20 protein-coding genes are annotated in these 26500 nt (G+C 48.4%); 18 read left to right on the top strand and 2 right to left on the bottom strand.

Annotation, left to right across the window (positions count from 1 at the left end; all coding sequences use genetic code 11):
- Positions 1-441: 441 nt before the first annotated feature.
- The 7 genes from LKI20_RS04355 (at position 442) to LKI20_RS04385 (ending at position 9491) form a co-directional block, all read left to right on the top strand.
- Positions 442-1173, top strand: a complete 732-nt coding sequence (locus LKI20_RS04355; protein ID WP_291770399.1) for an L-threonylcarbamoyladenylate synthase — start codon at positions 442-444, stop codon at positions 1171-1173.
- Positions 1170-2453, top strand: coding sequence for an MraY family glycosyltransferase (locus LKI20_RS04360; protein ID WP_291770402.1), 1284 nt, complete (start codon positions 1170-1172; stop codon positions 2451-2453). The genes LKI20_RS04355 and LKI20_RS04360 overlap by 4 nt, the downstream gene beginning before the upstream one ends.
- Positions 2454-2541: 88 nt before the next feature.
- The gene (guaB, locus tag LKI20_RS04365) at positions 2542-4089 is read left to right on the top strand and encodes an IMP dehydrogenase (RefSeq protein ID WP_291770405.1); all 1548 of its coding nucleotides are present in this window, start codon (positions 2542-2544) and stop codon (positions 4087-4089) included.
- Positions 4090-4343: 254 nt separating this feature from the next.
- On the top strand, positions 4344-5045 hold the full coding sequence (gene orn, locus LKI20_RS04370) for an oligoribonuclease (protein WP_291770409.1): 702 nt from the start codon (positions 4344-4346) through the stop codon (positions 5043-5045).
- Positions 5046-5174: 129 nt separating this feature from the next.
- Positions 5175-6581 carry a PIF1 family DEAD/DEAH box helicase gene (locus LKI20_RS04375; protein WP_291773348.1) on the top strand — a complete coding sequence of 469 codons (1407 nt, stop codon included), beginning with the start codon at positions 5175-5177 and terminating at the stop codon, positions 6579-6581.
- A gap of 101 nt (positions 6582-6682) precedes the next feature.
- Positions 6683-8524, top strand: coding sequence for a proline--tRNA ligase (locus LKI20_RS04380; protein WP_291770413.1), 1842 nt, complete (start codon positions 6683-6685; stop codon positions 8522-8524).
- Between the two features lie 427 nt (positions 8525-8951).
- The gene (locus tag LKI20_RS04385) at positions 8952-9491 is read left to right on the top strand and encodes a single-stranded DNA-binding protein (RefSeq protein ID WP_291770416.1); all 540 of its coding nucleotides are present in this window, start codon (positions 8952-8954) and stop codon (positions 9489-9491) included.
- A gap of 120 nt (positions 9492-9611) precedes the next feature.
- On the opposite strand, the gene LKI20_RS04390 is transcribed toward LKI20_RS04385, so the two are convergent.
- Positions 9612-11693, bottom strand: coding sequence for a M13 family metallopeptidase (locus LKI20_RS04390; RefSeq protein ID WP_291770419.1), 2082 nt, complete (start codon positions 11691-11693; stop codon positions 9612-9614).
- A gap of 186 nt (positions 11694-11879) precedes the next feature.
- On the opposite strand from LKI20_RS04390, the gene map reads away from it, so the two are divergent.
- A complete protein-coding gene (gene map, locus LKI20_RS04395; RefSeq protein WP_291770422.1) occupies positions 11880-12659 on the top strand; it encodes a type I methionyl aminopeptidase in 780 nt (259 codons plus the stop codon).
- A 188-nt stretch (positions 12660-12847) separates the two neighbouring features.
- Complete coding sequence (locus LKI20_RS04400; RefSeq protein WP_291773350.1) at positions 12848-14137, top strand: citrate synthase; 1290 nt, start codon at positions 12848-12850, stop codon at positions 14135-14137.
- A 178-nt stretch (positions 14138-14315) separates the two neighbouring features.
- On the opposite strand, the gene dapD is transcribed toward LKI20_RS04400, so the two are convergent.
- Entirely contained in the window at positions 14316-15290 is a 975-nt protein-coding gene (gene dapD / locus LKI20_RS04405; protein WP_291770424.1) for a 2,3,4,5-tetrahydropyridine-2,6-dicarboxylate N-succinyltransferase, read from the bottom strand.
- A gap of 440 nt (positions 15291-15730) precedes the next feature.
- Here dapD and prfB point away from each other — a divergent pair, with 440 nt between their 5' ends.
- From prfB to glmS, 9 genes are all read left to right on the top strand, one after another.
- Positions 15731-16858, top strand: coding sequence for a peptide chain release factor 2 (gene prfB, locus LKI20_RS04410; RefSeq protein ID WP_291770428.1), 1128 nt, complete (start codon positions 15731-15733; stop codon positions 16856-16858).
- An 8-nt stretch (positions 16859-16866) separates the two neighbouring features.
- The gene (gene ftsE / locus LKI20_RS04415) at positions 16867-18087 is read left to right on the top strand and encodes a cell division ATP-binding protein FtsE (protein WP_291770431.1); all 1221 of its coding nucleotides are present in this window, start codon (positions 16867-16869) and stop codon (positions 18085-18087) included.
- Positions 18084-19007: a permease-like cell division protein FtsX gene (gene ftsX, locus LKI20_RS04420; protein ID WP_291770434.1), complete on the top strand. Its 924-nt coding sequence runs from the start codon at positions 18084-18086 to the stop codon at positions 19005-19007. The genes ftsE and ftsX overlap by 4 nt, the downstream gene beginning before the upstream one ends.
- Before the next feature lie 85 nt (positions 19008-19092).
- The gene (locus LKI20_RS04425) at positions 19093-20565 is read left to right on the top strand and encodes a CHAP domain-containing protein (protein ID WP_291770437.1); all 1473 of its coding nucleotides are present in this window, start codon (positions 19093-19095) and stop codon (positions 20563-20565) included.
- Between the two features lie 234 nt (positions 20566-20799).
- On the top strand, positions 20800-21282 hold the full coding sequence (gene smpB / locus LKI20_RS04430; RefSeq protein WP_291770441.1) for an SsrA-binding protein SmpB: 483 nt from the start codon (positions 20800-20802) through the stop codon (positions 21280-21282).
- A 250-nt stretch (positions 21283-21532) separates the two neighbouring features.
- Positions 21533-22459: an ABC transporter substrate-binding protein gene (locus LKI20_RS04435; RefSeq protein ID WP_434734935.1), complete on the top strand. Its 927-nt coding sequence runs from the start codon at positions 21533-21535 to the stop codon at positions 22457-22459.
- A gap of 245 nt (positions 22460-22704) precedes the next feature.
- A complete protein-coding gene (locus LKI20_RS04440) occupies positions 22705-23682 on the top strand; it encodes an amino acid ABC transporter permease (RefSeq protein ID WP_291770449.1) in 978 nt (325 codons plus the stop codon).
- The gene (locus tag LKI20_RS04445) at positions 23679-24473 is read left to right on the top strand and encodes an amino acid ABC transporter ATP-binding protein (RefSeq protein WP_291770455.1); all 795 of its coding nucleotides are present in this window, start codon (positions 23679-23681) and stop codon (positions 24471-24473) included. Before LKI20_RS04440 ends, LKI20_RS04445 begins: the two co-directional genes overlap by 4 nt.
- A gap of 96 nt (positions 24474-24569) precedes the next feature.
- On the top strand, positions 24570-26459 hold the full coding sequence (gene glmS / locus LKI20_RS04450) for a glutamine--fructose-6-phosphate transaminase (isomerizing) (RefSeq protein ID WP_291770461.1): 1890 nt from the start codon (positions 24570-24572) through the stop codon (positions 26457-26459).
- Positions 26460-26500: the final 41 nt, after the last annotated feature.

Below are 26500 nucleotides of genomic sequence, written 5' to 3' on the forward strand. Positions count from 1 at the left end.
GAACGCTTGCGCACAGTATTGTCTTATTTTCGGCGTTGCAGGGGATTGTGTGCAATCATCTCACAACGCTTCACGCTCCTTGACCTGCGCAAACGGGCGGGAGCGCCGAGCAATACTGTATCAGCGCTATGTGCTGTGATTGTGGCAATGGTCGCTGTGGTGGGCACCGGATTGACTCCCGTGAGGACCGATACCAGACTTGATATATGTATGGTTTGGAAATGGCATCGCTTATTGGGCATACAAGTGTGTTTCACCGCATACTTCGTGAATGGTGGTAACAATGGCACAATGGTATGCGAGGATTTCATAACTTGTGCAAATCGACTAGTAAGCCTGCTGTGTACATACGCAGTAGCAGCACTAACATTGTGCAAGTCGTGATGCTCTATAGATAGCGATTGGTGAGCAACACACAACAGGAATGGTGGCAGTAACTATATGGCAAGTGGCGAATCTGAACGAGTGCGTCCGATTACTCCAGAAACCTTGTCTCTGGCTGCGAAGCTGATTCAGCGTGGAGAAATCATCGTTATGCCTACGGACACTGTATACGGGGTGGCCGCTGATCCTTTTAATGAGCAGGCAATCGATCGGATATTTCAAGCCAAGCAACGGCCTCGCACAAAAGCGCTGCAGGTATTACTGCCATCTGTGGAAGCAATTGATGAGCTGTTTCTAGAGTTACCAGCTCCTTTGGATGTTCTTGCCAACGCATTCTTGCCTGGAGCATTTTCGCCGATTTGTGAGGCACAAGCGAAATGCACATTGGTAACGATACATGAAGTTGGAAATCTTAAAACTCAAGGAGTCAGAGTTCCTGATTCCAAAGCTTGTAGACAAGTGTTGAGAGCGACTGGACCTTTGGCAGCATCTAGCGCAAACCGTTCGGGATTACCTAGTGCTCAGACAGCACAAGAAGCTTATGAGCAGTTGGGCGATAGCGTGGCATTGTATCTTGACGCTGGCGCTACGCCTGGCCCTGTTGCCAGCACAGTAGTTGCTGCCAGTCAAAGTGGAGCTGATGGGATTGAGATACTGAGAGCAGGCGTAATTTCTGAAGAGTCTATCCGTGCCGCTTTAGCAAGTGCTTTAGGTGATCATAGGCGTAACAGTGATTCTGAAAACATTGACCAAACAGTCGCCGAAAACATGGGGAACGCACAGGCATGAGGGTATATCTGTTCATAGCAGCTATTGCAGGAGGAGCCACCTGGTTGGTAACCCCGATTGTTCGCCATGTGGCGATCCGCATTGGTGCTGTTGGTCAGGTGCGCTCGCGAGATGTGCATACAGTGCCTACACCGCGGATGGGCGGTGTGGCCATGATGATTGGCTTTGCTGTCGCTTTGCTGTTTGCAAGCAAAGTCCCCTTTATTACAGGATTATTTGAGGCTAGTAATCAAGCCTGGGTGATACTGGGTGGGGCTGTGTTGATTTGTTTGCTAGGTGTAGCTGACGATCTGTGGGATTTGGATTGGATGCTGAAACTCGGCGGGCAGCTACTCATTTCCGTTGTGGTTTCTTGGGGCGGCGTGCAGATTATTTCTTTGCCGTTGGGATCGCTGGTTACAGCATCTCCGAGTCTGTCCATGGCCATAACCGCATTCTTGATTGTCGCTTCTATTAATGCTGTGAACTTTGTAGATGGACTTGACGGGCTTGCCTCTGGCATTGTGGCTATTGGAGGCATCGCTTTTGCTATTTACTCATATATCATTGCTAGAACTTCGCCAAGTTATGCTTCAATGGCAACCCTAATTGATGTTGCATTGGTTGGTATCTGTGTGGGTTTCATCTTGCATAATTGGCATCCAGCAAAACTGTTTATGGGTGATTCTGGTTCGATGCTTCTCGGCTATCTCATCACCTGTGCATCGATTATTATGACTGGCAGACTTGATCCAGTCTCGATTCATACCAGCATTTATCTCCCAGTGTTTATGCCGATTCTTCTGCCAATTTTAGTGCTGTTCCTGCCTGTTTTGGACATGTTACTTGCTGTGGTTCGCAGGGTGAGCCATGGGCAGTCACCAATGCATCCAGACAGGATGCATCTACACCACCGTATGCTAAAAATTGGTCATTCAGTCCAATCGGCTGTACTGATTCTTTGGGGTTGGGCTGCGCTCATTGCTTTTGGCTCAATCATGATTCTTTTCTTTGAAGCTCAATATGTGGCTATAGGATTCGCTATTGCCTGTGTAGCTTTAACTATTGCAACCTTGTATCCCTACTATCGCCGTCGTATCCCTGAGATACGTGCTGAGAATAAGGCGTTGGCTGCAGCTAAGCGGCGCGAACGTGCACATCGCGAAGAGCAGCAATCATTGACACAGCCTGGGCAAGAACATCCTCAGGAGCCACTGCAAGAGGGGGAGCAGTCACACAAAGGCAATGACTCAATTGATGATGTAATAGAACCCAAAGAACACCAAGATCACAACGATTAGCAGTTGATACGTGGTTTGGTATCGATGAATGTTGAACATTCAGCCGGTGGCGTGTCGTCACGTCAATAACCGACTATAGAGTGGCTCTATGGAAACTTTTAATGCGAAAAATTCCGATTCCCCATATTCCCCAGTCCCGCCAATGTTTGAGAAGCTTGGTTTGGCGTATGATGACGTCCTGCTGCTTCCCAATGAATCAGACGTCATCCCATCAGAAGTTGACACTACTTCACGTTTGACGCGGGATATCACAGTTAAATCTCCTGTGCTTTCCGCCGCTATGGATACCGTGACCGAAGCTCAGATGGCGATTGCTATGGCGCGCAATGGGGGTATTGGCGTGCTGCATCGTAATCTCAGCATCGAAGATCAAGCTAACCAGGTCGACGTGGTTAAGCGCAGTGAGTCAGGCATGATTTCAGACCCACTCACCGTAACGCCAGACGCCACGCTCACTGATCTTGACAAGTTGTGCGCTGCCTACCATGTTTCCGGTCTTCCAGTGGTAGATAGTGATGACCATCTTGTCGGTATTATCACCAACCGTGACATGCGTTTTGTTAATGCTGAGGATTATGACCGCCTCAAGGTCCGCGACATCATGACCAAAGAGGGATTGATTACTGGTCCTGCCAATATTTCAAAAGAAGACGCTCATCAGCTGCTGGCACAAAACAAGGTTGAGAAACTTCCTTTGGTTGATGCCAACGGCAAACTTGCTGGTCTTATTACGGTGAAGGACTTTGTTAAAACTGAACAATATCCCGATGCCACCAAGGATGACCAAGGTAGACTACGCGTCGCAGCAGGAGTAGGTTTCTTCGGCGATGCATGGCAACGCATTACAGCACTTGCTGACGCTGGTGTTGACGTACTAGTAGTTGATACTGCGCATGGCCATGCCAAGCTTATGCTCGATATGATTAAACGAATCAAAGCGGATCATGCTTTCGACGGTGTGCAGATTATGGGTGGCAATATTGCTACCCGAGAAGGTGCTCAGGCACTTATTGACGCCGGTGTTGACGCTGTCAAGGTTGGTGTCGGTCCAGGTTCTATCTGCACAACTCGTGTTGTCGCGGGTGTTGGCGTGCCACAGCTCACAGCTGTTTATGATTCAAGCTTGGCATGCAGAGCGGCAGGAATTCCTCTGGTTGCTGACGGTGGTATTCATTATTCAGGGGATATCGCTAAAGCACTCGTTGCTGGCGCAGACACCGTGATGCTCGGTGGACTACTTGCAGGAACTGATGAAGCTCCAGGCGAGAAGGTGCTCCTTCATGGCAAGCAGTACAAAGTCTATCGTGGTATGGGTTCACTTGGTGCAATGGCACCTCGCGGCAAGAAGAGCTACTCAAAGGATCGCTACTTCCAAGCGGATGTGACCAGCAATGACAAGGTCATACCAGAAGGTGTCGAAGGTGAAGTGCCTTATCGTGGGCCACTGAACTATGTACTGTATGAACTCGTTGGTGGTCTGCATCAAACGATGTTCTACACGGGTGCACGCACTATTGACGAGCTGAAGTCCAAGGGACGTTTCATCCGTATCACCGATGCTGGTTTACGTGAATCTCACCCTCATGACATCGTCATGACCAAGGAAGCTCCAAATTACACGGGATTCCATGACTGATTGAAGATCTCATAATTGGTGAAAGTGTGCACCTGATGCATGCGACACGTTCAGAATGACGTGGTCGACGTGCGCAGGTGCACACTTTTGTATTCTGATGAGTTTGCTGGCTGCCACCAATATGGTCGTAGTCTGCGCTCAGGGGTACGTTGAAGAGTTCGATAGACGGACAAGTCGCCAGATTTCCATGCGCACCGCAATGGTAGGTTTTGGCGACAGCAGATGTACAGGAACTATTGAAAGGTGTACAAGATATGTCCAACACAGAAGATCTGACCCTCAGCACAGAGGACTCCAGACTTATTTGGATCGATTGTGAGATGACGGGTCTGGATATTTTCCATGACGAGTTGTGTGAAGTATCAGTAGTTCCTACCGATTTCAACATGAAGGTTTTGGATTCTGGAATTGACTTAGTGATCAAGCCTTCCGATGAGTCGCTTGCACAGATGAACGATTTCGTGCGTCATATGCACACCTCTTCAGGTCTTGTTGACGAGATGAAACAAGGATTAGCGCTTGCTGAGGCACAACGTCAGGTGATTGAATATGTCACACCATTTCTCCCTAAGACAGGCAAAGCCCATCTCGCTGGTAATTCAGTTGGCTCAGATAAAAAGTTCCTAGACCGATTTATGCCAGATCTCATGGCTAAGTTGCACTATCGGGTTATCGACGTCAGCACTCTCAAGGAGCTTTCACGCCGGTGGTACCCAGCGGTGTATAACAACAAACCCGCAAAACATGGCGGGCACCGTGCACTGGCGGACATTATCGAGTCCATTGATGAATTGCGCTACTATCGTGAGGCTTTCTTCGCACCTACGCCAGGGCCAGATAACAGTCGCTCTAAGGAGATTGCAGCTCAAGTGGAGTCAACTAGTTTGCTGCGCAGTTATGAGGAGCGAGGCGAAGCCGTTGAAAACGCTTCTACGCCAGAAAAACTTGATTACTAGTTTTACATCCCTACACAAACGCGTTGTTCTGCGTTAGCGCGCTGCGCCATTCGGGGCTTTTGCAAATTTGCATATCCGTTTGTGTAGGGATTCAACAGTATGTACGTCACTCGTGGCACGATGAGGGGCATGCGGCAATCAGATGCGTTGACCATTCTCAGGGCGGGGGCTAATGTCTTCCTCACCGGTGCTCCTGGTGCTGGGAAAACCTATGTGCTAAATGATTTCATCCGTGGTGCGAGAAGCTCTGGCGCTGCAGTGGCAGTTACAGCTTCCACAGGCATCGCATCAACGCATATCAACGGGCAAACAATCCATTCGTGGAGTGGCCTCGGCGTTGCCACCTGTCTCAGTGAACAGTTGCTCAAGCGCATACGAACTCGGCGTAAGCGTCAGATTTCATCAACGGATATCCTCATTATCGATGAGGTGTCAATGATGCATGCGTGGCTTTTTGACATGGTTGATGAAGTGTGTCGAACCATACGCCATAGCCCCGAGCCATTCGGCGGACTACAAGTAGTGCTCTCTGGAGATTTTTTTCAACTTCCACCTGTCAGTCGTTCTGGTCGTAATACTGAGATGATGATGCCCAGTGAAGAGTTTGAGCGTTCTCGTGAGTTATATGTGCAAGCAGGAAAAGACCCTGAAGGTTTCATTACTGAATCACTCGTATGGGATGCATTGAATCCTATAACGTGCTATCTCACTGAGCAGCATCGTCAAGATGATGGGCAATTGCTAACTGTACTTACCGATATCCGAGATGGGTATGTAAGCCAAGAAGACCATGATGTTCTGGCATCTCGCTTAGGAAAAGTTCCTGCACCTGGTGAAGTCTCGGTCAATTTGTTCCCAGTAAACAAGCAAGCTGATAGTCTCAATGATCTCCGTCTCGCACAGATATCAGATACACCTCATGAATATCACGCTGAGTCAGCCGGTTCGGCGCAATTGGTCGAACGCTTGAAAAAAAATATGCTTGCACCAGAGCAGTTGGTATTAAAAACAGGCGCTGCAGTTATGGCACTTCGCAACGATCAAGACCATCAGTTTGTTAATGGCTCTATAGGAACTGTTCGTGGCTTTGTCCAAGAGAATAAAGGCGGATGGCCAATCGTTGAATTCGACAATGGCAATATTGTGACGATGAAACCAGCGGCTTGGGAAATGATGGATGGCGATCAAGTCCTCGCTTCGGTGAATCAAGTTCCGCTGCGGTGCGCATGGGCGATTACGATCCATAAGTCGCAGGGAATGACACTCGATCGCGCAGTTATGGATTTGAGAAGAACCTTTGCCCCAGGAATGGGATATGTAGCGCTGTCACGTGTGGAGGCACTAGGCGGGCTATACCTTCGAGGAATCAATGAACGCGCCTTCTTAGTGTCCCCTGATGCCGTGTTATTAGACTCACAGCTACGCGAGGACTCGAAAGCTGCCTCTGCAAGGTTAGCTGCTGAAGGAAGCACATCATTCAACAAAGTAGCTCTCAATCAAGAAGAAGACGAATTCACTCAAGGTGATCTGTTCTAAGGTCGAGATTCAGGCTGAACATACTGTCAATCAGAGATTGTGTGCAGCAGATTGACATATACACACGGCGTTGTCCTTTTGACTGAATAATCTTGGGAGCCATGACTGCCAAAGCTTTGCATATGTCCACGCTGTTCTTACGAACACTGCGTGAGGATCCAGCTGATGCCGATGTTGATTCCGCCAGACTTCTTCAACGAGCTGGATACATCAGAAAAACCGCCCCAGGTATCTTTACTTGGCTCCCGCTAGGACTGCGTGTACTCAATAAGGTCGAAACCATTATTCGTGAGGAAATCAACAGCTTCGGCGCGCAGGAAGTGCATTTCCCATCACTGTTACCTAAAGATCCATATGAGCGCACACATCGTTGGGAAGAATATGGCGACAATATCTTCCGCCTTAAAGATCGTCATGGTGCTGATTACCTTCTTGCCCCAACGCATGAGGAAATGTTCACTTTATTGGTTAAAGATATGTATTCCTCATACAAGGACTTACCGCTGACGCTGTACCAGATTCAGACCAAGTATCGTGATGAATTCCGCCCTCGTGCAGGGCTGGTTCGTGGGCGAGGGTTTGTGATGAAAGATGCCTACTCTTTCACAGTTGATGCAGACGGATTAAAATCAGCGTACCAAGATGAGCGTGATGCTTACGAGCGTATTTTCAAACGTCTGGGTGTGCAGTATGTGATTGTGCACGCTGTTTCTGGGCCGATGGGTGGTTCAGAGTCTGAAGAGTTCTTAGCTCCTCTTGCAATTGGCGAAGACACTTTTGCACTTGCTCCCTCTGGCAAAGCGTGGAATGTTGAGGCACTTACCACACCATCCGTGCCAGATGTCGATTATTCAGACGTCCCACCTATGGTTCAACTGCATACACCCGACTCAACGACGATTGAAAGTCTGGTCGATCAGGCAAATGCCCTGCATCCCAAAGCTGACGGCAGCGAGTGGACTGCCGCAGACACGCTGAAGAATCTTATCGTCACAGTGAAGCATCCCGCAGATACTGAGCATAAGCAGCCTTGGCGTGAGTTAGTTGCTATTGCACTTCCTGGCGATCGTCAGGTCGATATGAAACGTATCGAAGCCCAATTCGCTCCGGCTGAGGTTGAGGAAGCGACACCCGAGGACTTGGCCAGTCATCCTGAGCTGGTTAAGGGTTATATCGGGCCGAATGTGCTTGGCCCGCAGGCAGAGGCTGCCAAGATTGAGCATCCTATACGATACTTCGTCGATGCGCATGTGGCACGTGGTAGTGCTTGGATAACCGGTGCGGATGTTGAGGGTGAGCACCTCTTCAACGCGGTGTACACCAGAGATTTCGGCTGCTCGGAGCGCATAGAAGCAGTGGAAGTCCGCCACGGAGACACGAGTCCAGATGGTTCCGGCCCACTGAGTTTTGAGCGCGGTGTAGAAATCGGTCAGGTATTCCAGCTTGGTCTGAAATACTCTAAAGCTCTTGATCTGAAAGTTCTCGATCAGAATGGCAAAACGGTGCCAGTATGGATGGGCAGCTACGGTATTGGCGTATCCCGTGTACTGGCTTGCATTGCTGAATTCCATCATGACGACAAGGGATTGGACTGGCCTGTTGCAGTGGCCCCAGCACAAGTGCATGTGATGGCTACTGGCAAAGATCCGAAGGCATTCGAAGCTGCGAACCAGCTGGTCTCTCAGCTTGAACAGCACAACGTTGAGGTAATTTATGATGACCGCCTCAAAGTGTCACCTGGAGTGAAATTTAAGGATGCTGAGTTAATCGGTGTTCCGTTGATTGCTGTAGCGGGAAGAGACACGGTGAATAATGGCACCATCGAGATTCGTCGTCGTGATGGTTCTCAAAGCGAAGCGGTACCTGTAAATAACGCTGCTGACGCGGTGTTGAGACGGCTCAATGCGCTATATGCAGAAGACGCAGTACAAGAGCCTGCGTGATGAGAAGTTATATCTAGCGGTATATCTAGCTAGGCTGAAACTCAACAGTTAAGCATGATAGCGAGTGCAGCTATCGTGCTTAACTGTTGTTAAACGCATTTGCTGACAGTGATTTCGAATATGCATGTGAAACCGTGCAGTGAGGCACAACTTCACATGTATTATCACATTTGGAACGTTGCTGCATCCCTGAAGCGCTGGGGATGATTCTTTGTGAGAACACTATTGTGGATACTTCCACCTTTGACCACAATGCCCAGTGGATAGGTCTCTGACACTGACAAAGCCCGAGAATATTACCTACCGTCGGAATTGATCAAGGGTACATCAAGTATGTGGCTCGAATTCTGCTTGGATTCGTTATGTACTGTCCAAGAAGTGACAGGATACGATTCGGACGGTCCACATCGTTGGTGAGGAGAGAACCGTGGGCGTTCAACAAGGACTCGTTACTGTTACTGGATATGTAGCCAAGGAACCGCGAAGAATCGGTGACCTCGACCGCACTCCACTATGCGTATTGCGATTGGCTTCAACACGTTCGTATTTTGATGCAAAGACACAGCGTTGGAAAGACTTTCCTACGCTGTGGATTACGGTGAAAACCTACCGGTCACTGGCAAATAACATCATGACTTCGGTGCATAAAGGAGACCCAATAATTGTCGTCGGCTTACTAAGTGTGGACGAGTGGAAAAAAGATGGCCGTTCTCAGTTCGCATTAGTGATTGAAGCTAGCGCAGTTGGTCACGATTTGGGCCTTGGTTCCACCCAATTCTCCAAGCGCAGCACGGGACAAGAAATGACAGCTCAGCCTGTTACCGCTCCATCACCTGCATCTTCATCAAGTTTGTCTCATCAAGAGACAATACCTAGTCATCAGTTTGGTGATGGTGATATCTGCACAGTTCAGAGCAATGTGGTAGACGACGGTTGCACTGTGGGTGATTTCGAAGAGATGTTCTGACAAGTCAACTGAAGTCCGCTCAAACAACACCAAGAGGTACCTCGTTTCATGTAGATGAGCACGTGCTCAGTACTAGTCAAACGAGATACCTCATGGCTTTTACTGCGATGACAGTGTTGTTTACCAGATTCGGACTCTGGAATCAGGCGCTAGCCACATATCGTCGCCATCCTTCACGCAGAAGGCTTCATGGAATAAATCCACGTTACGAACAATGCCGTTGGTCCTGAACTCTGCAGGGGAGTGAGGGTCAATTTGTAAATACTGTTCAGCAAGCTGGTCGCGAAGTTTAGTTCTCCAAATCGATGCATATGCGATGAAGAAACGCTGTACTCCAGTGAATCCTTCAATTTCAGGAGTCTGCATCAATGAGCTTCGTATACCTTCTACGCTCCCATCCTTGCTGCGTCCCGCAGCTGTATCTAGTGCAAATGCATAGGCCTTAAGTGAGATGTTTACGCCGCCAAGATCACCGATGTTCTCACCGATAGTTAAAGCGCCGTTAACATGTGGAGCTTCAGATGGTTGGTCAGCATACAGCTCAGCTAACTGCGCTGGCACAAAAGAGTTGTATTGATCAATCAGAGCTGTGGTACGTTGCTCAAAGTTCTTACGATCTTGGGCAGTCCACCAATCATTCAAACGCCCAGAACCGTCATATTTGCTGCCCTGATCGTCGAATCCGTGACCGATTTCATGCCCGATCACAGCTCCGATTCCTCCGTAATTTGCGGCATCGTCAGCGTCAGGGTCAAAGAAGGGTGGCTGCAAAATGGCAGCTGGGAATACGATAACATTCATAGTCGGTTCGTAGTATGCGTTCACCGTCTGCGGGTTCATTAGCCATTCGTCTTTATCGACTTGTTGGCCAACCTTGCTGATTTGATAGGCAGTTTCGTAGGTTTGCGCAGCGTGGATATTCTCGCAGAGGCTAGCTTCGGACCTCACATCAAGAGCCGTGTAATCTCTCCAATGGTTGGTGTAACCAATTTTTGGCGAGAAGTGATTCAATTTATCTAACGCTTTTTCTTTGGTTGCTGTTCCCAACCAATCACTAGATTGAATCGATACTCGGTAGGCATCAATTAAGTTACCTACGAGTTCCTCCATACGTTGTTTACTGGATTCGGGGAAGTGTCTATTGACATAAACTTTGCCAACGTCTTCACCACAAATACCGTTAACAAGCATCACTCCACGCTTCCAACGAGCGCGCATTTCGGTTGTGCCTGAAAGTACCTTGCCATAGAAGTCAAAGCGAGCTTGTTCAAATTCGTGGCTGAGATACCCTGCCCAAGAAATTAATGTGTGAACGCGTGCCCAAAGTTGAAGATCGCTCAATTCAGCTTCAGCCCAGACGGTATCTAATCCGCTGAGGAAGCTCGGTTCATGAACAATGGTACGGGATAATGTTTTTTTGAAGTCCAGAGGCATGACCTGTGCTGTAGGCGTTGTAGCGTAGGACTGTTGCCATGCATCGGCCCAAGCAGCGATGTTGAGATGGCTCAGCGCCGACTGTAAAGCGTCGAAATCGGTGGGGTTATAGGTTTTATCTTGGTCACGGGTTTCTACAACATCCCAATGATGTGAGGCGATGCGTTGCTCAAGTTCGAGTAGTCGAGTCGCCTGTGTATTGGCGTCATCCATATCGGATGCATACTTGGCCAGCATGAGAAGCTTAGCAACCATGATTTGGTACGCATCGCGAATCGTGGCGTAACGATCCTCGCGGTAATACGCTTCATCAGGTAGACCGAGACCACCTTGCTCAATGTGCACGATATTGCGCTCTGGTTCTCCTGGGTCTCCGTATATACCGATACCAAGCAGGTCTGGTCCGCCTAGTGGATTGAGTGCACCGAGTGCTGTAATGAGCTCATTCTTGTCATGAGTTTGGTCAAGAGCATCGAGATCTGCACGAATGCCTTCAATACCCGCCTCTTCAATGGCTTCAGTATCCAAAAAACTGGTGTACAGAGCACTTGACTTAGCCGCTGGTGTTGCAGCATCCTCAAGAATGTCACGGATTTGAGTCTCAGCATCGTCGGCAAGTTTGTCGAAGGAGCCAAATCGTGAACGGTCATCTGGTAACGAATACGTGTCAATCCAAGGTCCATTCACGTAACGGAAGAGGTCTTGCTGCGGCCGAATTACTGATGAAAATGATGTGGGATCAATGCCCGATTTCAATACTTTGCTCATAAGTACAGCCTAATGACGTTTCTTGACAACGTTATGCGCTGTCACTGAACAATACTTCACGGCTAAGAGTCCTTATATGCCTTGATATACCTTGTCTGAGGGGAATCTTTGTTATTGCGGGTTTGCCCTGTAACGCCTTAGCAGTAGGGTGGTGGATAACCAAACAAGGTAGAAAGAAACAATCAATTGATCGAACTGAAGACACCACAGGAAATCAAGGCTATGCGCCCAGCAGGTAAATTCGTGGGGAGCATTCTCAAGGATTTACGTCAGATGACCAAGGTCGGTACCAACCTTCTGGAGATCGACGACTTCGTCAAACAACGTATTGAGGCACGCTCTGGTGCAGAGTCCTGTTATGTGGATTATGCTCCGGATTTTGGAACCGGTCCTTTTGCTCATTACATCTGTACCTCAGTAAATGATGCTGTGCTGCACGGTGTGCCTTTTGACTACACGTTGAAAGATGGGGACTTACTGAGTCTAGATCTTGCAATCAACGTGGATGGATGGGTTGGAGACTCAGCGATTAGTTTCGTTGTCGGTGAGCATGCTGATCCTGAGGATTTGAAAATCATCAAGGCCACAGAGGATGGTTTGAAAGCGGGTATTGCTCAAGCTAAACCTGGTAACCGCTTGGGAGATATTTCAGCTGCTATCGGAGAAATCGCTCATGAGAATGGTTACACCGTTAATTTAGAGTTCGGCGGACACGGTGTAGGGCATATCATGCACGGTGATCCGCATGTAGCCAACGATGGCAAAGCACATCACGGATATAAACTGCGCAATGGATTGGTCATTGCAATTGAACCATGGTTCCTTCGTACCACAGACGAAATCATCCAGGATCCAAAAGACGGTTGGACCTTGCGTTCAGCGGATGGTTCTCGTGGTGCACACACGGAGCATACTATTGCAATAACGGATGACGGTCCAATTATTTTGACCGCCAGAGACGAGTGATATTACCGGTATTTGCGGTAACAACGGCATATGAGATTCGGGGTTTGTCGCCATTTCGAGAAGCAATACAAACGGATGGTTGGCACTCCCCAGTCTGATACGATTAACGACTCTGGCATCGTCACAGATGCCTCGCATTTCCATTCCAGTACCGTTGCTGGTCACTTCTTGGGTAAGGGAGGCAAATGATGCCGAAAGCAAAGCTTAATGTTGATTCGTCGCAGTTTGATTTGCCAGTCGTGAAAGCGACGTGTGGACCCGACGGCATCGTCGTCTCTGATTTACGCAATGACGGTTGGGTTACACTCGACCCGGGTTTTCTGACAACAGCGCAATGTGAGTCCAAAATTACTTTTATCGACGGTAATCGTTCCATACTGCGATACCGAGGCTATCCTATTGAACAGTTATGTGAGCATTCAAATTTTCTTGAGGTTGCTTGGTTACTGAATCAGGGAGAGTTGCCTACGCTCCCGCAGTACGAGGAATATCGAGATCGAGTATTGCACCACACGGTTGTGGGAGAAGAATTCAGAACCTTATTAGGTTCATTCCCAAGAAATGCACATCCTATGAGTGTGTTGTCCTCAGCTGTAAATGCATTGGCGAGCTTTTATCCCGATACATGTGATGTCAATGATCCGGCGCAATTGGACGAGGCTGGAGCAATCATTATGGCTAAGGTTCGCACCATTGTGTCGTTAATCCATCGCCGTAGTAAAGATGAACCCTTGCTATATCCGGATTACACTCGCGGTTATGTAGATGACTTCTTAAGGATGAGTTTTGCAACTCCGTATCAATCGTTTGAAGCTGACGCTTTGATGGTTGAAGCCTTGGATAAGCTGCTCATCATACACGCTGACCACGAGCAAAATTGTTCAACTTCTGTGGTGCGCATAGCAGGGTCAGCGCATGCAAATTTGTATTCGGCAGTTGCTGCGGGTATTAATGCGCTTTCAGGTCCTCTGCATGGTGGTGCCAACGAAGCGGCATTGAGACAGCTGATGTCGATACGTGACTCGGGTAAATCAGTGAAAGAGTTCGTTGAGGACTCAAAGGAGAATGGTCAACGTATATCAGGTCTTGGCCACCGAGTGTATAAATCTTACGATCCAAGAGCGGCGATAGCCAAGGAATGGCTGACGCGAATCATGACAGAGGAGCAGCTCAGGCTTCCAAGTAGCGATCTTGCTCTGTTTGATGTGGCAACAGAACTTGAGGATATAGCTCTCCACGATGACTATTTCACTTCAAGGCATCTGTACCCGAATGTAGATTTCTATACAGGTCTGATCTATCGCGCTATCGGGTTCGAGCCGAGCATGTTCACCACACTATTCGCACTGGGACGTATCCCTGGTTGGATTGCGCAGTACCGTGAAATGCTTGACGATCCCGCCACAAAAATTGGCAGGCCACGGCAGGTTTATACTGGTCAACCTAAACGTGACGTTATACCAATCACTGCGCGGTGATTGTAAGTACCACAATGTAGCCGCCACTGTGTAGCCGCCACTGTGTAACCCCAGCACCGTGCAGCCCCACACAGTGTAATTACCGTAGTCGAGATAACTGCGGTAATAGTGGCAACAATGGGTATGACATGCTAGCGCAATTGCTCCCACATTGAGGCAGTTATCTCGTTTATGATTCTCAGTTGGCGTGCAGTTGGGCGTTAAGAGCGATACCAGTATTGCGGCTTCTGGCTTCAATAGCTCCGCTCACTGAATTACGGATGAAGAGGATATGGTCCTTGCCGCTGAGCTCCGCTCCTTTGACAATGTCTAAGCTTTCATGAGCTGCGACTTTAGCTTTGTCGTAGATAGTTACTTTTGTGCCTGCTGTTACATATAAGCCAGCTTCCACGACGCAGTGGTTACCGAGCGAAATTCCTATGCCTGAGTTTGCGCCGAGCAGTGAATGTTCACCGATGGATACGCGGTGCTGACCGCCGCCAGAAAGTGTGCCCATAATCGAAGCACCGCCGCCAATGTCTGAGCCATCGCCGACCACAACTCCTTGTGAAACGCGTCCTTCGACCATAGAGGTACCGAGCGTTCCAGCATTGAAGTTGACGAAGCCCTCATGCATTACAGTGGTTCCCTCACTTAAATATGCTCCTAATCTGATGCGATCAGCGTTGCCGATACGCACACCTGTAGGAACTACGTAGTCCACCATACGTGGGAATTTGTCAATCGAGAGAACATTAATATCAGCTTGATTGTTGCCCAATGTGCTTAACACAGCCATTTTGCGCTGTGCAAAATCATCAACCGCGAAGGGGCCATAATTCGTCCACACTACATTGTTCAGAGCGCCAAAGATACCCTCAAGATTCAGCGTATTTGGTAATGCCATTCTTAGACTTAAGAGATGTAGACGCAGATATGCATCAGCTGTGCTTTGAATCTGCGCATCAATGGCCGATTCAGTAAATACTGGAACTCGTCGCACACCACGTGCATCAGCCTCTTGTTTTACGAGAGTACCGAATTCGTGTTGTGGACGGTCATCATCTATTGGGGCTTTGCCGAGGTGCAGCGCTGGATACCAGACATCTAGAGTATTGCCGGCACTGTCGATACTTGCCAGACCCCATCCCCAAGCTATTCGTGATTCGGTCATTGATATTCCTTTCGTACAGATATTCATCACTGTAAGACCCAGCCCAGAGAATGAGGTTTACAGGTCTGGGTATCATATTCGCTTATGGGTGAATATGAAAAGCAGCGTATGCGCGCGGAGCGTCGGCGCCGAAACATTACTCGCGCCGTTTGCGCGATTATTGCTGCCGCCATGCTTGCTAGCCTCATTATTCCAGCATTGTTCTCAGGTTTTTGACCAGCAGTAGCACTCTTATACCCTCAATTCGGGCCTTAAAACGATTGTTGTTCGAGTGCTGTATTTTGTGGATATCTGCAACAGCTATGTCAACAACGTCACCTGAGCATTAAGCTGTCACAATGCTTATAGAGGGACGGACAACAGTGTGTTCTTGTGCACACAAAGTAATGTGAAGAGTTTTCAACGCGCTCATTCGCAGCGTAAACGGTATGGTGGTATCAATGGCAGATTTTGAAGTAATGCAGACAATAGACGAGGCTCGCACGATTTTCGAGTCAATCGCGCAAGCGATTGATATGGATGATTTGCGCCGCAGAATCGCACAGCTAGAACAGGAAGCAAGCGCTCCTGGGTTGTGGGATGATCAGGAAAATGCGCAAAAGGTTACTAGTAGGCTATCTGCTGCTCAGACTTTATTGCGGCATCTCGAATCCGCGCAGCGTCGGCTTGACGATGTGCAGACGCTGGTAGAGCTTGCCCAAGAGGAGAGTGATCAAGATACTCTTGATGAGGCAGCCGCGGAGTCTGAGAAGTTGAAAAGCGATCTCGTCGACATGGAAATTCAGACCCTGCTTGACGGCGAGTATGACGAACGTGCCGCTGTGGTCACGATTCGTTCCGGTGCAGGTGGTGTCGATGCAGCGGACTGGGCGCAAATGTTGATGAGGATGTATTTGCGCTGGTCAGAGCGTCACGGTTACAAAACTACTGTTATGGATACCTCTTATGCTGAAGAAGCAGGAATTAAATCCGCTACATTCCAAGTTCAAGCTCCATATGCATACGGGCGTTTATCGGTGGAGGGGGGCACTCACCGTCTGGTTCGTATTTCACCCTTCGATAATCAAGGTCGCAGGCAGACCAGCTTTGCTGCTGTTGAGGTCATTCCTTTGGTTGAAGCAACCGATCATATTGATGTTCCTGATTCGGATATTCGACTCGACACCTACTGCTCATCAGGTCCTGGTGGACAGGGTGTGAATACCACGTATTCCGCAGTTCGTATTACCCACCTTCCTACAAATATTGTGGTAACGATGCAGGATGAGCGCAGCCAGATACAAAACCGAGCAGCGGCTATGGCTGTGTTGCAATCTCGTCTGCTGGTGCTTCGCCACGAAGAAGAAGCAAAGCGTAAGAAGGAACTTGCTGGGGATATTAAGGCTAGCTGGGGCGATCAAATGCGTTCCTATGTGCTGCATCCTTACCAAATGGTGAAAGATTTACGCACTGGTTATGAAACCTCAGACACACAAGGTGTATTTGACGGCGATATCGATGCATTCATTGATGCTGGTATTCGGTGGCGCCACCAACAGCGCCGCGAAGATGCCGAAGCGAAGGAATAGGAGACGACATGGCGCTTATTTCATTGGAGCATGTCAGCAAGGTGTATCCGAAAGGTTCTCGTCCTGCTCTTAGTGATGTCAATCTCGACATTGACCGCGGGAATTTCGTGTTTCTTGTAGGTGCTTCTGGTTCAGGAAAAACGACCTTACTTAGTCTGCTGCTCCATGAAGAGGAGGCCACCGAAGGCGAGATTAGGGTTGCGGGCAACGATTTACGTCGTCTCACTAACCGTCAAGTGCCGATGTATCGTCGGAGTATTGGCTTTGTGTTTCAGGATTACAAACTCTTGGCCAACAAAACCGTGTGGCAAAATGTGGCTTTTGCTCTTGAAGTGATTGGCACCAGAAGGAGCACCATAAAATCCTTAGTTCCTCAAGTATTGAAGACTGTGGGATTGACCGGTAAAGAGAACAACTATCCGCACGAACTCTCAGGTGGAGAGGCACAGCGTGTGGCTATTGCACGAGCATATGTCAATCACCCTCAAATATTGTTGGCCGATGAGCCGACTGGCAATCTTGATCCAACAACTTCGCTAGGTATCATGGAGGTTTTGGAAGCTATTAACCGAACTGGTACCACTATTGTGATGGCAACTCATAATGAGGAAATCGTCAACTCTATGCGCAAACGTGTAGTTGAGCTGCATACGGGCAAGATTGTGCGCGATGAGTCACGCGGATCGTATGATTCAGCTAAGTTCTTCCCCGATGCAGAGGTAGAAGCCAAGGCTCAGGATGCCATTCAGGGTGGTGCTATAGAGACCCACGCACTACAAGCTAACGAGATTGCACCTACTCCAGAGCTTGCGGGTGCGCCTGCTGAAGCTGATAATGCTGCAGAGAATAATGCTGCGGTCGATCAAGCAATCGAATCTAGTGGACAAGGTGATGAAGGCATAGCACGTTTGGCAAACTCGGTGCATTCAGGACGAAAAGGCCGGTATGGTGAGGCCTTCGCACCTGTCGAAACAACACTGACTTGGGGCAAAGGCATAGTGCTGGATGCGCAACACGAAGATAGTGGGGCCCAAACAGGAGCAGTTGAGCCAGATCATCTTGAGAAGCAGGATGACGCTAACAGCTCACCTGCGCCTGCGCCAGCGCCAGCACCTGCACCGCCTGTGCCTCCTCAGGTAGCAAAAGATCCAGCACAGCGTGCGAAGTCGCGTCTCTCAGAATCTACTTCACCAGACGACAGCGAAGAGGAACAAGGGGATAGCAAATGAGATTCCGGTTCATACTTTCAGAAACGTGGACGAGCCTGAAGCGCAACGGCCCCATGATTCTCTCTGTCACCTTGGTGACCTTCATCTCATTCCTATTCATCGGTGCTTCTGGCTTGATGCAGGCTCAAATTACCAAAGCTAAGGGTGATTGGTACGACAAGGTTGAGGTGGTTGTTTGGCTTTGCCCTGATGGTTCCAGTCAATCTGCAACCTGCGCTTCTGGTAAGGCTCCTACACAGACAGAAATTGTTGCTGTCGAGGATCTAATTCACACAGAGCTTGCTGACGATGTATCAAAAATCACCTATATGAGTCAGGAAGATTTTTATAAGAATATCTTCCTCAAAGAATATCCAAATGGTGTATACGAAGGGCGTACTCTTACCGCTGCGGATATGCAATCATCATTGAGACTAAAACTCACTGATCCAACAAAATACCAAGTGGTTTCTGAGGTATTATCTGGCAAAACTGGTGTCGAAGAAGTTGTTGATCAACGCCAAATATTTGATCCTGTATTTAGCATACTGAATCGTGCCACAGCCGTTACTGTTGTGTTGGCAGCAGTGATGGTCTTAGTCGCCATTATGCTTACTGGGACCACGATTCGAATGTCTGCTGCATCTCGAAAAAATGAGACCGAAATTATGCGACTTGTCGGTGCTTCAAATTGGACTATCAGTCTGCCATTTATCTTGGAAGGTATGTTCGCTTCTCTCATAGGATCTGTGCTTTCAGTTGCAGCTCTGAGTGTGATTGTGAACACATTTGTTACCAACTGGTTGGCTAAATCCATTACGTGGATGCCGTACATCAATCAGACCACCGTTATACTACTGGCACCTGCGCTCATCATAGGTGCTATGGCGCTGTCTGGCATCGCTTCTGCCTTCTCGCTCCGTAGATATTTGAAGGCTTAATATGCATATTATGAGTTTGTGTCCTTGGCTGATTCAGAGTGCTGGGGTACGATATATGCCTACATGTGACTCGAAAGGCTGATTCATGAAGCAGAGAACACGTTTCAAAGCTGTCAGTGCAGGGCTGCTATGCACAGCAATGGCGCTTACCGGCTGTATTGTAGTGAGCAACGCCAACATTAAACAGGCTCATGCAGTTGCAAGTTATTCCGAGTATCAGCAAAAGCTGGCTTCAAGTGATGCACTCAAGACGCAGCTTGCAGGCGTTAGTAGCGCGCTACAAGACAAAATCCTTCAACTCAATGATTTGGTAGAAAATCAGATACCGGCAGCGCAGAAAGCAGCTGATGCAGCTGCTGATGCTGCTGAATCAGCCAAACAACAAGCCGATGCAACGGCAGATCGCCTTGACGCCGCTAAAAAAGATAAAAGTGATCTCGAAACAAAGATCGCAGAAACTGGTGCTGATTACGACGATGCCAAAGCAGCAGTTGCGCAACTTGCTCGCAGTAGCTTCCATGGATCTGATGCTTCCGATGTTATGGAAGTAGTGACCAATACTAAAACTACGACCGAGTTCGTCGACAAGATGCAGTCAAAGGCTGCTGTCACGCGCAGTGAAACTGAAGCCGCTGATGATGCTGCGACCACATTAAGCGACTCGATGAATCGTAAGCAGAGACTAGAAGCGATCGAAAAACAGATTGCTGTGCTTAAACAGCAAACCGCAGATCAAGCAGCTGCTGCGCAACAAGCTTCAGCAGCCGCGTCTGAAAAGCAGACCAGCTTAAATACTTTGCGCGAAGAGGGCAGCGCGCAACAGACCGCCTTGGAATCCCAGAAGAGCCAGTTGACTTCTTCGGCGGCCAAAGAAGCTGCCGAAGCAGTGATGATGAAAGCCCAGATTGACGCTTATAACATCCAGCTGCAGAAACAACAGCAGCAAGCTGCTGCAAATGCTGCGGCAGCTGCTGCTTCAGCACAAGGGCAATATCGAAAGGCTACAGCTAGCACTACATCATCTAGCTCTTCAAATACCAGTTCAAGAAGCTCAAGTAGCTCCAATAAATCCACGAGTTCCAGCAGCTCTAGCAGCTCAAAATCAAGTAGTTCTAGTTCAGGAAGTGCTAGCTCAAGCGGTGCTTCTGGTATGAATTACTCGGTTCCAGGAAGTTGTGCACCCGGGGCAACATACTGCTATGGGCATCGTACAGGTAATGTCGGTAACGCTTACCCATGGAGTCAATGCACTTGGTGGGCATATATCAGGCGGCAACAGCTTAACCTTCCTGTGGGGTCCTATTTGGGTAATGGTCAAGACTGGGCTAACTCAGCTCGTGCTTTGGGATATCTGGTAAATCACACACCGCATGTGGGGGCTGCGATTTCTCTACGTGGTGGGCAGCTAGGTGCGAATGCACAATATGGCCACGTAGCTATTGTGGAACAGGTCAATTCGAATTCCATCATCGTTTCTGAAAGTGGAGCCAGCTTGATGGGAAACGTTCAGTCACGAACGATTTATAACCCAGGGCTGTATTGGTACATACATTACTGAGCTGTATGTGACGTATAAGCGCATATTGGTATAAAGCCAACGCAACATGAGACCCTGGTGTAATGCCGGGGTCTCATGTTGTTGTATGAAGGGGATTGCTGCTGCGAGAGGAGCAACAGAATGCTATATGTGCTATCCTCTAGCCGTGCATATGAGCCTGAGCATTCCAACAACATTGGCATAAGGTGATGTGTTTGCAGGCATCAGAATAGTTCGGAAAGAAGGAGGGACACGATGGCTAAAGAGCAGGGCATCGCTACGATTGCGAATAATCGTCGAGCTCGCCATGACTATGCTATCGAGGACCACCTTGAGGCTGGTATCGCGTTGACTGGTACAGAAGTCAAATCTCTGCGAGAAGGTCGTGCATCATTGGCCGAGGCATTTGTCACCATAGATCGTCGTGGCGAAATGTGGCTTGAGGGCGCTAATATTCCAGAGTATCTGAATGGTACGTGGAATAACCATGCACCTAAGCGCAAGCGCAAATTATTGCTTCATGCTGCACAGATTGCTAAATTTTCTAGGCAAATTGAAGCCAAAGGTTACACCATTATTCCTTTGAGCATGTATTTCAAAGATGGACGCGTCAAAGTTGAGATCGCACTTGCTCGAGGTAAACGCGAGTTCGATAAACGTCAATCTCTGCGTGAAGAGCAAGATAAGCGAGAAGCGCAACGTGCGATGCGTTACAAGAATTTGAATCGCTCTGAGTAGTGACACCAGCAGGATTGCTGCCTCAACGCACAAATCCTGCTATTGCAAGGTATTGGGCATATCGAATTGCACAGTTTTCGCTTCTTTTGTCGCTGAATGACCGCATATTGAACGTGTAACCGATTTGGTGACTTGAGCGAATTACCTTGTGTCTTTACGACTTCGTGACATATGCCTTTTACTCTCCCTGTTGAGGGCGTCCGATGTTGTAAGGACATTTACAGAGAGGGAAGAAATGACATTTGGGAAAATGAAATGTATGGCAACTGCTTTGATTAGCAGCGCCTTGGTGTTGTCTATGGCTGCTTGTGGAACCACAGATAGTTCAGATAATTCGAGTGCTGGTGCTTCAGGATCCGCAGCTACTCCTTCAGCGTTTGATGTCAGTGGCATCTCGAAAGATGACAGCATCGCATCACTGGTGCCGAGCTATATTGCTCAGGACGGCAAGCTCACCGTAGGTATGGATACCTCATATGCGCCAGCGGAATTCCTTGGCTCAGATGGTAAAACTCCGATTGGATACGATGTTGATTTAGTCAACGCTATTTCCAAGGTGCTCGGTCTGACAGCAGATCCACAGACTGCGACTTTCGATTCAATCATCCCATCCATTGGCACTAAATATGATATTGGTGTTTCGAGTTTCACAGTTACCAAAGAACGTAGCGAAGCTGTCGATTTTGTAACGTATTTCAAAGCTGGCATGACCTATGCCGTTCAAAAGGGTAATCCTCAGAAAGTGGACGTCAACGATCTTTGCGGTATTACATTAGGCGTCCAGACTGGGACAACGGAAGAGGAAGAAGCTACCTCCACCAGTAAAGAATGCACGACTAATGGTAAGAAGGCTATTGATATTCAGTCGTATAAGCAGCAGACTGATGTCACCACTGCTCTAGTTACAGGCAAGGTTGATGCTTTGTACGCTGATAGCCCAGTAACTGGTTATGCCATTGAACAGACTGGCGATAAGCTCCAAACACTTGGTGAAGATCAAGGTGTTGCGCCTCAAGCTGTAGCAATCAAAAAAGGCGACAGCAAAATGGATGAAGCGATTCAACAAGCTATACAAAAGCTCATTGACGACGGCACTTACGGCAAAATTCTTAAGTCCTGGGGAGCTCAGAGTGGTGCCATAGAGACATCGGAGATTAACCCAACCGTTAGTGAGTAGAGCACAGCTGTGAGAACACAGATGTGAGAACACAGATGAGTGGGCGCTGAGCTTAGAACTCAGCTCTCACTCAAGTATTTCGTGTGTATATACTATTGAACAATCTGGCCGAATTCGAAGCATTCGGCTTATAGTGCTTAAGTCGGATTACGCACCAGGTGCAACACCTTTTATATAGCGCATAGCTGTAACGTGATGTGATTCGTGGTCTGCACAGCAGCAGATATCAAGCTTGGAGGAGTGATATGCCAAAGAAGGACAACCCTGACGGATTGGATATACCGAATAGGATATCTGCACGTCCCGTCAGAAAGGCGGGACCATATGTAGCCGCGGTTATAGTGGTAGTCGTCGCGCTGATGCTGGTTCATGGAATGGTCACGAATCCAAATTTTGACTGGCCTACGGTCTGGATGTACTTATTCAACGAAAATGTGCTTTCGGGCATTGGATGGACGCTGCAACTCACGGTGTATGCCATGCTGTTGGCGACTGTGCTTGCTGTTGTACTGGCTATCATGCGTAAATCTGCTAACCCTGTCTTGCGGGGAGTGAGCTGGTTCTTTATCTGGTTCTTCCGCGGTACACCTGTGTACACACAATTGGTGTTCTGGGGATTACTAGCAGTGTTGATTCCCAAAATGGCACTCGGCATTCCCTTCGGTCCTGAATTCTGGAGTATTGATACTAAAACATTGATTTCGGCAGGAACTGCAGCGGTTCTTGGCCTTGGCCTTAATGAGGCTGCCTATCTGTCCGAAATTGTACGTGCCGGCATTGAAGCTGTAGATACAGGTCAATCCGAAGCAGCTGCGGCATTGGGTATGAGACGTTCAGTGATTATGAGACGTATCATTCTTCCTCAAGCCATGCGTATCATTGTGCCGCCAACCGGCAATGAAACAATAGGGATGTTGAAAACAACGTCGCTGGTATTAGCTGTGCCATTCACTCTGGAACTACAGTTCGCAACAAATGCCATTGCTAATCGAATTTATAAGCCGATTCCTCTGCTACTTGTAGCGTGCATTTGGTATCTCGTCATCACCACAATATTGATGTTTGCTCAGTCCAGACTCGAACGTCACTTTGGTAAGGGTTTTGATGCTAGAGCAATGGGCAGCAAAGGTAAACAGCCTCCTTTGCCAGGCAAGACTTCAGGAGAGCCACAAGATGCAGTCAATAAAGTGAATCAGGCGACGATGGTGGGGTTGAACGCATGAGTACACAACAACTATCCGATTCCATGTCTGCTGTAGCGGCCATTGAGATCAAGGATGTTCATAAGGCTTTCGGATCACTTCATGTGCTTAAAGGTGTGAGTTTGAAAGTGATGCCGGGAACTGTCACTGCGATTCTGGGACCTTCTGGGTCCGGCAAATCTACCTTGCTACGCATGATTAACCAGCTTGAGACTCGAAGTGGTGGTGAAATCATTGTTGAAGGTGAGCTGATTGGATATAAGCGTTTAAGCGACGGTGGCTTGAGAATGCTCGATGACCGCGAGGTTGCGCAGCAACGTTCCACAATCGGTATGGTGTTTCAGCGCTTTAACTTATTTCCCCACAAAACTGCTGTTGAGAATGTTATGGAAGCTCCTGTACATGTTGCAGGAGTGCCCAAAAAAGAGGCAAAAGAGCAAGCATTAGCAGAACTTGATCGCGTTGGTCTTGCTGATCGTGCAAATTATTACCCAGCTCAGCTTTCTGGTGGGCAACAGCAACGGGTAGCTATAGCTAGAGCCTTGGCTATGCATCCAAAAATCATGCTTTTTGACGAACCAACCTCGGCATTAGACCCAGAGTTGGTTGGAGAAGTGCTATCAGTTATGAGACAGGTTGCTCATGAAGGTATCACCATGGTCGTAGTTACTCATGAGATGGGCTTTGCGCGCGAGGTTGCAGATCAGGTGGTGTTCATGGATGGGGGAGTTGTGGTGGAACACGGTACTCCTGACATTATCGATCATCCTCAGACTGAACGATTCTCAGCCTTTTTGCAATCCGTGCTGTGATTGAATCCTGCTGGTTATCTACACAGGTGTAGAGGTTCGGATAAGAAGCGTACTTCTTATCAAGGATTGTCTGTGTTGATCATAAACTAGTGGACTATGTGCGGAATCGTTGGATATGCTGGGTCAGGATGTGCTTGCGGTAAGCCTTTGGAAGTGTGTATGCAGGGGCTTCAGCGTTTGGAATATCGGGGTTATGACTCCGCTGGTGTGGCCCTAGTCGCGCCGGGTATGGATGAAGTCGCTTGGCGCAAGAAGTCAGGACGTCTGAACAATCTCGAAGAGGATCTTGCTCGGCATCCAATGCCACAGGCTACGGCAGGTATAGGTCACACACGTTGGGCCACCAATGGGGCTCCTACGGATGTGAATGCTCATCCGCATATGAGTGGCGACGGGCACATTGCTGTTATTCATAATGGCATCATTGAAAATGCTCCTCAACTCAAATTCAATCTACAAGCTGAGGGATATACCTTCGCCTCTGCCACAGATACAGAAGTTGCAGCTAAGTTACTCGGTAAGGTTGCTAACGAGATTATTGCTCAAGAAGGTAAAGCTGATTTATTCAGAGCTCTGCGGCGCGTAGCAAGGATGCTGACCGGCGCATTTACCATTCTTGCAGTAGATTCACGACAGCCCGAGATAGTGGTAGGAGCTCGTCATGACTCACCTTTGGTTGTTGGCTTAGGTGAGGGAGAGAATTTCCTGGGTTCCGATGTCGCAGCATTTGTGGCATACACTAAGCAGGCTCTAGAACTTGGACAAGATGAAGCGGTTTGCATTAGTGCCAACAGTGTCGAAGTCACGGATTTCGAAGGTAATGCTGTTGCTGAACCAAAACGTTTCACTGTAGACTGGGATGCTTCCGCAACTGAAAAGGGTGGTTGGGACTCATACATGGATAAAGAGATCCATGAAGAGCCCGTAGCGGTTTCTGATACTCTGCTTGGTCGTTTCAGTGTTGATGGAGACTTGAATCTGGACGAAGTCCGTATTGACGAAGATGTGTTCCGCTCGATAGACAAGATTGTGGTCATCGCTTGTGGGTCAGCCTCATATGCGGGTTTGGTAGCTAAGTATGCAATCGAACACTGGGTGCGTATTCCTGTGGAGATTGAGCTCGCGCATGAATTCCGTTACCGCGATCCGATTTTGACGCCTCGCACTCTTGTTGTGGCTATTTCGCAGTCTGGCGAAACCATGGATACCTTGATGGCTCTGCGTCACGCTCGCGAGCAAGGATCACGAGTGCTGGCAATATGCAACACACAAGGTTCCACTATTCCTCGTGAATCTGATGCTGTGCTATACACGCATGCTGGACCTGAGATAGCAGTCGCCTCCACAAAAGCCTTTGTAGCTCAGATTGTCGCTTCGTATATTCTTGGCTTGTATTTGGCTCAAGTTAAGGGCACTATGTATCGCGATGAGATTCGACATATCGTCGATAATCTCAAATCCATGCCTGAAAAAATTCAATGGGTGTTAGACAATCAGGCTGAGACAATTGCTCAGACGGCGGAACAGATGCTCGATGCTCATTCTTTCCTATTCCTAGGGCGGCATGTGGGATATCCGGTTGCTATGGAGGGCGCGCTCAAGCTCAAGGAGATTGCTTACACTTTCTCTGAGGGTTTTGCAGCAGGTGAACTGAAGCATGGACCTATAGCTCTTGTTGATGAGGGAGAGCCGGTGGTGGTGATTGTTCCTAGCCCTCGTGGTCGTGACGTCTTGCACAATAAGGTAATTTCTTCAATTGAAGAGGTTAAAGCACGAGGTGCATTCACAATTGCTGTGGCTGAAGTAGGAGATCCAGATGTTGAGCATTATGCTGATGTGATCTTCTGGCGCCCAGAATGTTCAACCCTGCTGAGTCCTCTTACTGATGTGGTGCCTTTGCAACTGTTTGCCATGGATATGGCGAAACTTAAGCACTATGACATTGACAAGCCTCGTAATTTGGCAAAGTCAGTCACTGTTGAGTGATGTGGCAAAGGGAATCTGGAAGTGTGCACCATGGCACGTGT

Origin of the sequence: Bifidobacterium sp. (genome assembly GCF_022647885.1) — a bacterium.
In the GTDB taxonomy this organism is placed as follows: domain Bacteria; phylum Actinomycetota; class Actinomycetes; order Actinomycetales; family Bifidobacteriaceae; genus Bombiscardovia.